Here is an 11,262-nt window from a genome sequence, read left to right as displayed (position 1 = left end):
CTTGTCCGCGGGCTTCGTCGCGGCGGGCGGGGTGGGCGTGGCCGCCGAGGGCTCCTTCTTGTCGGAGGAGTCCTTGCAAGCGGCGAGGGAGAGGCTCAGCACGAGCGCAGTCAGGATTCGGAAGGTCATGGGCGGCGCAGATTACCCCCACCCGCGCCGGATTCCAGGACGTCTCGTCGCCCTCCGCCCCCGGACGTCCACCGCAGGGCACAAATCCCCGCTCAGCGGGGCTCGAGCGCCAGCGCCACCATCACCTCGGTGAGGTCCCCCGGGTGGTAGCGGCTGAAGCCCGGGAAGGCGCGCAGCGCGGCCTCCGCGTGGTCCATGTCCGACAGCCGCACCATGCCCGCCCCCGGCACCTCCGCGTCCAGCGCCGTCACCATGCCGTCGGACGCGTACTGGTAGCGCTCGTCCAGGTAGCGCTGCAGCGCGTAGAGCGACGACAGCCTCGACAGGCGCGAGGTGGCGAGCGCCACCGTGGGGATGTCCGTGGGGTAGGGGTGCCGGCGGATGAACTCCATGCGCTTGGTGTAGGACAGCTCCTCCACCGAGCGCGACACCCCGTGGAACAGCAGCGGGAAGGCGAAGTCGATGAGCCTGCGCATCTCCGGCGTGGTGGACAAATCATGCGCGATGGGCGAGCCGCCGTACGGCGCCTGCAGCGTCACCACCGCGCGCACCACGCGGCGCAGTTCCGGGTACAGCGCGAGCACCGCCGTGCACTCCACGCCGCCCTTGCTGTGGCCCACCAGCACCACCGAGCGCCCGAAGTGCGCCGCGTCCAGCAGCGCCTCGCGCAGCACCGCGACGTTGTCGAGCAGCAGCCCCTCGGTGTCCACCGGCGCCTCGCGCACGTCCAGGCCCCGGCGCTCCAGCCGCTGCACGTTGTCCAGGAGGTAGCCGGGCAGCTCGTCGCCCAGCATCCCCCGCACCAGCACGTACTGGTGTCGCCACGCCTCCACCGGCAACACCGGCTCGCCGTCCCGCACCCGCGCGAGCAGCGCGTGGAAGCGCGGCGTCAGGTCCACCGATGGCGGCGCGCCCGCCGGCAGGTTCAGGAGCCAGCCGGCCATGCCGCCACAGCCCGGCCCCCACCAGCGCGGCGCGGCGGGAAGTCCTCGCAGACCTCGCGTCAGCCGGGCGATGGCCCCGGGCTCCCGCTCCGGAGCGGGCGTGGGGATGGGGGACATGGGCACTTCGGGGGGCGACGGCTGCGTCATTTCACCTGCGGAGCGTACCGGCAAGCGCGGGCCGGACGCCAACGAGGGGGCGCCCCGGGGGCACGAGCGGCTTTCGTGCGTCGGGGCTCGTGCTAAAGAGGTGGGCAGAGGCGGGAGGACTTCGAAGCTGACGACCGGACAGGAATGGCTCGTTGACGCGAGCGGCTGCTCGCCTGGGTTGCTCAAGGACGCGGCCGCGTTGGCGGCGCTCTTCGAGGAGCTCATCGTCCTGCTGGACCTGAAGGTCGTGGGTCAGCCGCAGTGGCACGTGTTCCCGGAGCCCGGGGGCATCACCGGCCTGACGTTGCTGGCCGAAAGCCACCTGGCCATCCACACCTTCCCCGAGCATGGCTTCGCCGCGCTCAATGTCTACTGCTGCCGCCCGCGCTCCCGGCCCGACTTCGAGTCGCTGCTGGCCAGGCGCCTGGGCGCGGCCTCATGCGAGGTGCGTGAGCTGAAGCGGGGGGTGATGGCGTGAGTCAGGGGAGGTGTCCGTCGTGCGGCGCGGACGTGGAGTTCACCGCCGGCTCGGCGCAGGTCGTGGTGTGCGGCCACTGCCAGACGGTGGTGGCCCGCAAGGGCGATGACTTCGAGTCGCACGGGAAGATTGGCCGCATCGTCCCCACCGACTCCCTGCTCCAGCTGGGCGCGGAGGGGCGCTACGCGCGCTCGGGCTTCCGGGTGGTGGGCCACCTGCAGAAGGACCATGGCGCGGGCCCGTGGGACGAGTGGTACGTGGAGTTCGACGACGGCCGCGCCGCGTGGATGAGCGAGTCCGAGGGCGCCTTCCACCTGCTGCTCGACGGCGGCGTGGAGGAGGGCCTCCAGCTGGAGGACATGCACCCCGGCCAGCGGCTCAAGCTGCGCAACCGCGTCTGGGTGGTGGAGGAGCGTGGCCACGGCACCGTGGTGGCCGCCGAGGGACAGCTCCCCAGCGACGTGGACCCCACGCAGGACTCCTATTACGTCGACGCCACCGGCTCCAACGGCGCCTTCCTCACCCTGGACTTCGGCACCCGCCACCGCGACCCGGAGGTCTTCATCGGGGAGCGGCTCAAGCTGGAGCAGCTGGGCATCCCCTCCGACCAGCTCCGCCCGCGCGCGAAGCGCAAGGTGGACCTGCAGCAGGCGCGCTGCACCGAGTGCAACGGCCCGCTGGAACTGCGCGCGCCGGACCAGTCGCTGCGCGTGGCGTGCCCGTTCTGCGGCGCGCTGCTGGATGTGAGGAAGGGCAAGCTGTCCTTCCTGCGGCTCTTGGAGAAGCCGGACCACCCGCCCCTCATCCCGCTGGGCGCGAAGGGGACGCTGAAGAACACGGAGTGGATGTGCATCGGCTTCCTCGTGCGCTCGTGCACGGTGGAGGGCGTGCGCTACCCGTGGGAGGAGTACCTGCTGTACCACCGGGCGAAGGGCTTCGTCTGGCTGATGAACTCCAACGGCCACTGGGTGTTCCTGGAGCCGGTGGCCGCCGGTGACGTGTCGCTGGCCCCGCTGACGTCCGCCTTCTTCGACAAGCGGCGCTACAAGGCCTTCCAGAACGTGCACGCGGTGACGGAGACGGTGCAGGGCGAGTTCTACTGGAAGGTGCAGGCCGGAGAGTACGCCGAGGCCACCGAGTATGTGAATCCGCCGTACTCCCTCAACGTGGACGCCACCGAGGACGAGGTGACGTACACGCATGGCGAGTACCTGGCGCCGGAGGTCATCCAGAAGGCCTTCAACCTGGAGAAACTGCCTTCGCCCGAGGGCATCCAGCCCAGCCAGCCCAACCCCTTCTCCCAGCGGATGAAGTCCACCTTCCTGTGGTCCTTCATCTGGTTCCTGGGGCTCGTGGTGCTCTCGGGCCTGTTCTCCATCAGCTCGCTGAACCGGGTGGTGCTGGAGCAGAGCATCACGGTGCCGCCGGAGGCGATGTCCAACACGCCGTCCGCCACGCGCTTCAGCGAGCCGTTCGAGCTGACCAAGCGCGGCAACATGAAGGTGGAGGTCGCCGCGGGGCTGGGCAACAGCTGGCTGGGCGTGCAGGGCGACCTGGTGAACCAGGACACGGGCGACGTGACGACCTTCTACCAGGAGCTCAGCTACTACTTCGGCCAGGACAGCGACGGCTCCTGGTCGGAGGGCAGCCCGAGCGAGACCCTGTACCTGTCCACGCTGCCGGCGGGGAAGTACGTGCTGCGCACCACGGCGTCCTTCGACGCGTCACCGCAGCCCACCGCGCGCAACTACAGCGTGAAGCTGATTCACGACTCGCCCAACGGGAGCTGGTTCTGCGTGGCGCTGGTGCTGCTGCTGCTGGGGCCGGTGTTCGCGTTCTTCCGCTCGCACAACTTCGAGACGCGCAGGTGGGCGGACAGCAACCTGGGCAATCATTAGGCTCGCGATGGCACGACACGGAGGCGGCGCATGAAGTGGTTCGGAGGCGTGGTGCTCGCGGCGTACGCGACCATGATGGTGACCGGATGGTCTCCGTTCACGCGTGAAGAGAAGGACCGGGTGCCGGGCACCGTGAAGCGCGGCCCGGGCGGCATCCTGTTGTGGACTGGTGGTTTTCAGGGAGGGAAGTGATGCTGTTACTCGGCGTCGTCGTGAGCTGGCAGGGTGTGCTGGCGAGCGTCATCTATTCGCTCATCGGCCTGGCGGTGTTCGTGGCGGGCTTCTACGTCATCCGCCTCATCATGCCGTTCGACGTGCACAAGGAGCTGGAGGTCGACCAGAACACGGCGGTCGGCATCGTCATCGGCTCGTTCATCCTCGGCCTGTCCATCATCGTGGCCGCGGCCATCGGTGGTTGACGAGGATTTTGCCGTCGGGCCCACCGACGCGGCCGTGAAGTGACGACGTGAACAAGACGCTGCTGTACATCACCGTCATCGTCATCGCGACGTGCGGGCTCGTCTACGAGCTCGTCGTCGGGGCGCTGGCCAGCTACCTGCTGGGCGACTCCATCACCCAGTTCTCCACCGTCATCGGTGGCTACCTCTTCGCGATGGGCATCGGCAGCTACCTGTCGCGCTACATCGACAAGGGGGTGGCCCAGCGCTTCGTGGAGGTGGAGCTGGCGGTGGCGCTCCTGGGCGGCATCTGCGCGCCGGTGCTGTTCCTCACCTTCACGCTGACGGACATGTTCCAGGTGGCGCTGTACGGCAGCGTCATCGTCATCGGCGCGCTGGTGGGGCTGGAGATTCCGCTCCTCTTGCGCATCCTCAAGGACCAGCTCAAGTTCAAGGACCTGGTCAGCCAGGTGCTGTCGCTCGACTACCTGGGCGCGCTGGCGGCGAGCGTCGCGTTCCCGCTGCTCCTCGTCCCCAAGCTGGGGCTGGTGCGCACCTCGCTCCTGTTCGGCATCCTGAACGCGGCGGTGGGCCTGTGGAGCACGTGGCTGCTCGCGCCGCTGCTGGGCAACCCGCTGCGCCTGCGCATCAAGGCGGTGGTGCTGACGGTGTTCCTGGTGGTGGGCTTCGCGCTGGGAGACAGGCTGACGACGTTCTACGAGGACCAGCTCTACGCGGACGACGTGGTGCACGCGTCCAGCTCACCGTACCAGCGCATCATCCTGACGCGCGGCAAGCGGGGCTTCTCGCTGTTCCTCAACGGCAACCTCCAGTTCGCGAGCCTGGACGAGTACCGCTACCACGAGTCCCTGGTGCACCCGGCCATGGTGCGCGCGGGCAAGGTGGAGCACGTGCTCATCCTGGGCGGCGGTGACGGGCTGGCCGCGCGCGAGGTGCTGCGCTACCCAGAGGTGCGCTCCGTGACGCTGGTGGACCTGGACCCGGCGATTACCGGCCTCGCCATGCGCTTCGACGAGCTGGTGAAGCTCAACCACCATTCGCTCACGGATGCGCGCATGCGCGTCATCAACACGGACGCGATGCAGTTCCTGATGGAAGGCAAGCAGCAGTACGACGTCGTCATCGTCGACTTCCCGGACCCGAACAACTTCGCCCTGGGCAAGCTGTACACCACGGGCTTCTACAAGCTGCTCAAGAAGCGGGTGGCGCCCGACGGCGTGGCGGTGGTGCAGAGCACCAGCCCCCTGTTCGCGCGGCGCTCCTTCTGGTGCGTGGAGAACACACTGAGGGCCGCGGGCTACTGGACGGAGCCCTACCACGCGCTGGTGCCGTCCTTCGGTGAGTGGGGCTACGTGCTGGTGGCGCACGAGGCGCCCGGGCACCACCGCGCGCTGCCGGAGGGCCTGCGCTTCCTGGACCTGCCCACGCTGGAGTCGCTGACGCGCTTTCCTCCGGACATGGGCCCGCTGCCCACGGAGGTGAACCGGCTCAACAACCAGGTGCTGGTCCACTACTACGAGGAGGAGTGGCGGCGGTGGAACTGACGCGGCGGGAGCTCATCGCCGCGTTCCTGGGCTCGGCGGTGGCCAGCGCGTGCAAGCGCGACGCTCCCCGCGCGCCCATCCCCGGCGCCGTGGTGGACCGGGCGGTGGAGGTGGGCCACAAGCTGCGCGGCGGCCCGCTTCCTGTCGCCCAGACGGTGGAGCCGGTGGACGTGCTGGTGGTGGGCGGCGGCATCGCCGGCCTGTCCGCCGCGTGGCGGCTGATGGGCGCGGGCGTGAAGGACGTGCGCGTGGTGGAGCTGGAGGCGGACGTCGGCGGTACGTCCCGCTCCGGGCGCAACGCGGTGACGTCCTTCCCCTGGGGCGCGCACTACCTGCCGGCGCCCACGGAGGACCGGGGCCCGGTGGTGCGGCTCCTGCGCGAGATGGGCGCGGTGTCGGGCGTGGACGCGCAGGGCCTGCCGACGTTCGAGGAGACGCTGCTCATCCAGGAGCCGGACGAGCGCCACTTCTACCGGGGCCACTGGTACGAGGGGCTCTACCTGCGCGTGGGCGCCACGGCCGCAGACTTGGCCGAGCTGGAGCGCTTCGATGCGCGGATGAACGCCTTCGCCGCTGCGCGCGACGCGAAGGGGCGCAAGGCCTTCGCGGTGCCCACCTCTCGCTCCAGCGACGACGCGGAGTGGACGGCGCTGGACGCCTTGAGCATGGCCCAATGGCTGGAGCGCGAGGGCTTCCACTCCACGCGGCTGAAGTGGCTGGTGGACTACGCGTGCCGCGACGACTACGGCGCCACGTCCGAGCACGTCTCCGCGTGGGCGGGCATCTGGTACTTCGCCGCGCGGCAGGACGGGCAGGGCGAGCGCAGCGAGGGCTTCCTGAGCTGGCCCGAGGGCAACGGACGGCTGGTCCAGCAGCTGTCGAGCTCGCTGCCGCCGCGCGCTGTGGAGCGCGACGTGCTGGTGCACACCGTGACGCCTTCGGCGAAGGGGTGCCGGGTGGACGCGCTGGATGCGCGCACGGGCCAGCCGCGCTCCTTCCAGGCGCGTCAGGTGGTGCTGACGTGTCCCCGCTTCATCGCCGCGCACGTGGTGGCGCCGTGGCGCGCGGAGCGGCCCGCGTGGCTGTCCGCGTTCACCTACGCGCCGTGGGTGGTGGCGAACCTGACGTTGTCCTCGCCGCCTGTGTCCCGGGGCTTCCCGCTCGCGTGGGACAACGTGTTCCAGGAGAGCAAGAGCCTGGGCTACGTGGTGGCCACGCACCAGCGGCTGCGCCAGGACGAGAACGGCCCCACGGTGCTCACGTGGTACCTGCCGATGGCGGGCGGGGACGTGAAGGCGGAGCGGCAGAAGGCGCTCTCCGCCAGCTACGCGGACTGGGAGGCGCTCGTCATGGCGGACCTGCGCCCCGCGCACCCGGGAATCTCCGCGCAGGCGCAGCGGCTGGAGGTCCAGCGCTGGGGCCACGCCATGGTGCGGCCGACGCCCGGCTTCATCTGGGGGCCTGAGCGCCAGGCCGCGCAGGAGAGCCTGGGGCCCAGCCTGCACTTCGCGCACACGGACCTGGGGGGACTGGCCCTCTTCGAGGAGGCGAACTGGTTCGGGGTGAAGGCCGCGGAGCGCGTGCTGGCGGGACTGGGCGTGGCCTCCGAGAGCTGGCTGTAGCGCGAGTGACGTCCAGGGGCTGTCGAGCCGGGCCCTGCTCGCCCGGCTCCACCCTGGGGACAGCGGTGGCTGTCCGATGCTGTGTCCATTCCTGAGCTTCGGGGCCGGTGCGGTGTCCTCCCGTGACGGGGGCTCGCGCACGCGGCTCGCGGTGTCACGTCTTCTCGGAGGCAAGGGACATGTCGCTCAAGGAATACACGCCGGGCAGTGCCTTTCCCGGCACCATCGGTCGCACGTGGGAGCAGTCCTCACCGGCCTGGCCCCGGCCGCTGCGCGCGAAGGACGGCGCGCCGAACGTCCTCTTCATCGTCCTGGACGACACGGGCTTCGGGCACCTGGGCTGTTATGGCTCGCCCATCCACACGCCGAACCTGGACCGGCTGGCGAAGGGCGGACTGCTCTACAACAGCATGCACACCACCGCGCTGTGCTCCCCCACGCGCTCGTGCATCCTCACCGGCCGCAACCACCACTCCAACGGCATGGCCACCATCACCGAGGTCTCCCTCGGGTATCCCGGCTACAACGGCACCATCCCCTTCGAGAACGGGTTCCTCTCGGAGATGCTGCAGGAGCAGGGGTACAACACGTATGCCCTGGGCAAGTGGCACCTGACGCCCGCGGAGCAGACGAGCGCGGCGGGGCCCTACAACCGCTGGCCGCTGGGGCGCGGCTTCGAGCGCTTCTACGGCTTCCTCGGCGGCGACACGCACCAGTACTTCCCGGACCTGGTCCACGACAACCACCCGGTGCTCCCGCCGAAGACGCCCGAGGAGGGCTACCACCTCACCGAGGACCTGGTGGACCGCGCGGTGGACTTCATCGCGGACTCCAAGCAGGTGGCGCCGGACAAGCCCTTCTTCATGTACTTCTGCACGGGCGCGATGCACGCCCCGCATCACGTGCCCAGGGAGTGGGCGGACAAGTACAAGGGCCAGTTCGACGACGGCTGGGACGCGTACCGGAAGAAGGTCTACCAGCGCCAGCTGAAGCTGGGCGTGATTCCTCCGGGCACGAAGCTGTCCCGGCACGACCCGGACGTGGCGGAGTGGGAGACGCTGTCCGCCGACGAGCGGCGGCTCTACGCGCGGATGATGGAGGTGTTCGCTGGCTTCCTGGAGCACACGGACCATCACCTCGGTCGGCTGCTGAAGTTCCTGGAGGAGACCGGTGAGCTGGACAACACGCTCATCATGGTCATCTCCGACAACGGCGCGAGCGCGGAGGGCGGGCCGCACGGCTCCGTCAACGAGCTGAAGTTCTTCAACAACACGCCCGAGTCGCTGGAGCAGAACCTGGAGGCCATCGACGAGCTGGGCGGGCCCAGGTACTTCAACCACTACTCCTGGGGCTGGGCGTGGGCGGGGGATACGCCGTTCCGCCGGTGGAAGCGGGAGGTGTACCGCGGCGGCACCACGGACCCGTTCCTGGTCCACTGGCCCAAGGGCATCCGCGCGCGCGGCGAAATCCGCTCGCAGTACTGCCACGCCATCGACATGGTGCCCACGGTGCTCGACTGCCTGGGGCTGACGCCGCCGGCCGCGCTGCGCGGGGTCACCCAGTCTCCCATCGAGGGCGTCAGCTTCCGCCACACCTTCGACGACGCCCGGGCGGAGAGCCGGCACCGCACGCAGTACTTCGAGATGTTCAGCAACCGCGCCATCTACCACGACGGGTGGCGGGCGGTGTGCCCCTATCCGGGCCCTTCGTTCACCGAGGCGGGCGAGGGCTTCGGCGAGTCGAAGCTCACCGAGGAGCGGCTGCGCCAGCTCGACGCGGAGGGGTGGGAGCTGTACCACGTGGCCGAGGACTGCTCGGAGACGAAGAACCTCGCGTCCGAGGAGCGGGGCAAGCTCCTCGAGATGATTGCCCTCTGGTACGTGGAGGCGGGGCGCTACCAGGTCATGCCGCTCGCGTCGCCCGACCGGGCCGTCTTCTCCGAGGAGCGGCCGCAAATCACCCGGGACCGCAAGCGCTACGTGTACCGCCCGCACACGTCACCGGCGCCGGAGAACGTGGCGGTGCACGTGCTCAACCGGCCACACTCCATCACCGCGAGGGTGGACGTGGAGGGCGACGCGGAGGGCGTGCTGCTCAGCCACGGCGGGCTCACCGGCGGCTACACCTTCTTCATCCAGGACCGGCGGCTGCACTACGTCTACAACTTCGTGGGCGAGCGCGAGTTCCACATCGAGTCTGGCGTGGAGATACCCGTGGGCCCCTCGGAGCTGAGGTTCGAGTTCGAGCCCACGGGCGCGCCGGACCTGACCCGAGGCCAGGGTGCGCCGGGACGCGGGCGGCTGTTCATCGACGGGGAGCTGGTGGCGCAGAGCGACATCTCCGCCACCATGCCGCTGGTCATCAGCCTGGGCGAGGGGCTGACGTGCGGACGGGATGACAACTCCGCGGTGAGCACGATGTACCGCGCGCCCTACGCGTTCCGCGGCGGCACGCTGCGCGAGGTCGTGGTGGACGTCTCGGGCGAGCACCTGCGCGACGAACAGTCCGAGCGCAAGACGGCGATGGCTCGGCAGTAGGCATGGGGTGACACGTCGTCGCCCCTCGGGGCCCGGTCTCTTCCCAGCGCTTCAGGGAGGCCGGGCCTCTTTTTCGTGTCACAGCACGGGCGTCGGCGGGTCGAAGCCCAGGAGGATTCCGCCGGTCAGCTCCAGCGTGGGCCGGGCCACCATGGCGTGCTGGGTGAGGGTGTGCACGTCGCGCAGGCAGCGCTGGAGCGCACTCGTATGGAAGACGGCGGGGCCGCCCGCGGCCTCGTACATGAGGTCCACGGCCCGCGCGGAGCTGCGCGTGGCGTGCGTCATGGCCAGGCGCAGCTCGGCCCGTGAGCGTACGGAGGCAGGGCCGCGGGAGGCCTCGTCGAAGACGGCGTGAAGCGTCTCCAGCGCGAAGGCATGCGAGGAGCGCACGAGGGCCTCGGCCTCGGAGACGGCCTCCTGCACCGCGGGGCGCGAGGCCAGCAGCCTGCGCTCCACCACCACCGTCTTCTGGCGGGCCAGCGAGGTCAGCTCGTCGATGGCGCGCCGGGCGATGCCGAGCGCCACCGCGGGGATGCCCAGGCCGAGCAGGCCGAAGGGGAAGCCATACAGCGGCCGGGCGACGCGCGGGGGCGCGAAGAGCGAGAAGCCGTGGTCGTCCGGGACGAAGAGGTCCTTCACCTCCATGTCGCCGCTGCCCGTGCCGCACAGGCCCGCGGCGAACCAGGTGTCGTGCAGCGTGACGTGCTCGGCGGGGAAGAAGAACAGGCGCGTCTCCGGTACGCCCTCTCGCACCATGCGGGGCTTGCCGCCCTCCGTCACCAGCGCGCCGCCAATCAGCCAGTGGCAGTGCTGACTGCCGCTCGCCCAGGGCCAACGGCCGGTGACGCGGTGGCCACCCTCGACGCGCTCGGCGCGGCCCAGGGGCGCGGCCACGCCGCCGGTGATGACCTCGGGCCGCGAGAAGATGGCGCGGCCCACGGCCTCCGGGAGCCACGCGGCCGTCAGCGCGGTGGCCGAGCCAATCATCGCGTTCCAGCCCGTGGCGCCGTCCGCGCGCGCGAGCGCCTCGATGACCTGGAACGACAGCGCGGGGGGCAGCTCCAGGCCGCCGTAGGTCTCGGGAATCATCATCCGGAAGACGCCGGCGCGGTTGAGCTCGGAGACCAGGTCCGCGGGCAGGCGGCGTGCGCTCTCGATTTCGGCCGAGCGCCCGGACAGGCGCGGCGCGAGCTCCCGGGCGGTGGCGAGCAGGGGATGGACGGGGGGCGTGTGGAGACTCGTCATGATGGTGGACAGCCTAGGAAGACATGACTTCCTGTTGCCAGTCGGAGGTGGACGGATGAAGGTGGGGCGCCTCGAACCCGGAGCCTGTCGATGAGCCCTCTGTCGAGCCGTCACATCGTCCTCGCGCGCCACATTCCCGGGCGTCCGGCGCCGGAGCACTTCCGGTTGGAGCCGGTGGAGGTGGGCGAGCCCGGGGAGGGGGAGCTGCGGGTGCGGACGTTGTTCGCGTCGGTGGACCCGGGGACGTTGGCGCGGCTGGGCGGCGTGGACTCGTATGCGCCGGCGTTGAGGCCCGGAGA

9 protein-coding genes and 1 pseudogene are annotated in these 11,262 nt (G+C 70.2%); 8 read left to right on the top strand and 2 right to left on the bottom strand.

Features of this window, described 5'->3' with window-relative positions; all coding sequences use genetic code 11:
- Positions 1 to 221: 221 nt before the first annotated feature.
- Positions 222 to 1,190 carry a lipase gene (locus tag FL311_RS35970; RefSeq protein ID WP_228557309.1) on the bottom strand — a complete coding sequence of 323 codons (969 nt, stop codon included), beginning with the start codon at positions 1,188 to 1,190 and terminating at the stop codon, positions 222 to 224.
- Between the two features lie 229 nt (positions 1,191 to 1,419).
- Here FL311_RS35970 and speD point away from each other — a divergent pair, with 229 nt between their 5' ends.
- From speD to FL311_RS35940, 7 genes are all read left to right on the top strand, one after another.
- On the top strand, positions 1,420 to 1,698 hold the full coding sequence (gene speD / locus FL311_RS46000) for an S-adenosylmethionine decarboxylase (RefSeq protein WP_248542261.1): 279 nt from the start codon (positions 1,420 to 1,422) through the stop codon (positions 1,696 to 1,698).
- Positions 1,695 to 3,596 carry a DUF4178 domain-containing protein gene (locus FL311_RS35960; protein ID WP_141332199.1) on the top strand — a complete coding sequence of 634 codons (1,902 nt, stop codon included), beginning with the start codon at positions 1,695 to 1,697 and terminating at the stop codon, positions 3,594 to 3,596. The genes speD and FL311_RS35960 overlap by 4 nt, the downstream gene beginning before the upstream one ends.
- A 30-nt stretch (positions 3,597 to 3,626) precedes the next feature.
- Positions 3,627 to 3,788, top strand: coding sequence for a hypothetical protein (locus FL311_RS44425; RefSeq protein ID WP_194869501.1), 162 nt, complete (start codon positions 3,627 to 3,629; stop codon positions 3,786 to 3,788).
- A complete protein-coding gene (locus FL311_RS35955; RefSeq protein WP_046711323.1) occupies positions 3,788 to 4,015 on the top strand; it encodes a DUF350 domain-containing protein in 228 nt (75 codons plus the stop codon). Before FL311_RS44425 ends, FL311_RS35955 begins: the two co-directional genes overlap by 1 nt.
- Positions 4,016 to 4,062: 47 nt before the next feature.
- Positions 4,063 to 5,559 (top strand): polyamine aminopropyltransferase, encoded by a 1,497-nt coding sequence (locus FL311_RS35950; protein ID WP_141332198.1) that lies wholly within the window; start codon positions 4,063 to 4,065, stop codon positions 5,557 to 5,559.
- Positions 5,550 to 7,181: an FAD-dependent oxidoreductase gene (locus FL311_RS35945; RefSeq protein ID WP_194869500.1), complete on the top strand. Its 1,632-nt coding sequence runs from the start codon at positions 5,550 to 5,552 to the stop codon at positions 7,179 to 7,181. Before FL311_RS35950 ends, FL311_RS35945 begins: the two co-directional genes overlap by 10 nt.
- 179 nt (positions 7,182 to 7,360) lie before the next feature.
- Complete coding sequence (locus FL311_RS35940) at positions 7,361 to 9,718, top strand: arylsulfatase (RefSeq protein ID WP_141332196.1); 2,358 nt, start codon at positions 7,361 to 7,363, stop codon at positions 9,716 to 9,718.
- 78 nt (positions 9,719 to 9,796) lie between these two features.
- On the opposite strand, the gene FL311_RS35935 is transcribed toward FL311_RS35940, so the two are convergent.
- On the bottom strand, positions 9,797 to 10,963 hold the full coding sequence (locus FL311_RS35935) for an acyl-CoA dehydrogenase family protein (protein WP_141332195.1): 1,167 nt from the start codon (positions 10,961 to 10,963) through the stop codon (positions 9,797 to 9,799).
- A 90-nt stretch (positions 10,964 to 11,053) separates the two neighbouring features.
- On the opposite strand from FL311_RS35935, the pseudogene FL311_RS35930 reads away from it, so the two are divergent.
- Positions 11,054 to 11,262: pseudogene (locus FL311_RS35930) on the top strand (NADP-dependent oxidoreductase); the annotation flags it as partial.

Origin of the sequence: Myxococcus sp. AB025B, assembly GCF_006518215.1 — a bacterium.
Classification (GTDB): domain Bacteria; phylum Myxococcota; class Myxococcia; order Myxococcales; family Myxococcaceae; genus Myxococcus; species Myxococcus fulvus.
The sequence above is the reverse complement of the archived record's forward strand: the minus strand, read 5'-3'. Positions and strand labels throughout refer to the sequence as shown.

What these genes read in the sequence shown, in the direction of transcription:
- FL311_RS35955 (WP_046711323.1), top strand. Translation starts at nt 3,788, where the DNA reads ATGCTGTTACTCGGCGTCGTCGTGAGCTGGCAGGGTGTGCTGGCGAGC.
- FL311_RS35970 (WP_228557309.1), bottom strand. Translation starts at nt 1,190, where the DNA reads ATGTCCCCCATCCCCACGCCCGCTCCGGAGCGGGAGCCCGGGGCCATC.
- FL311_RS44425 (WP_194869501.1), top strand. Translation starts at nt 3,627, where the DNA reads ATGAAGTGGTTCGGAGGCGTGGTGCTCGCGGCGTACGCGACCATGATG.
- FL311_RS35935 (WP_141332195.1), bottom strand. Translation starts at nt 10,963, where the DNA reads ATGACGAGTCTCCACACGCCCCCCGTCCATCCCCTGCTCGCCACCGCC.
- FL311_RS35940 (WP_141332196.1), top strand. Translation starts at nt 7,361, where the DNA reads ATGTCGCTCAAGGAATACACGCCGGGCAGTGCCTTTCCCGGCACCATC.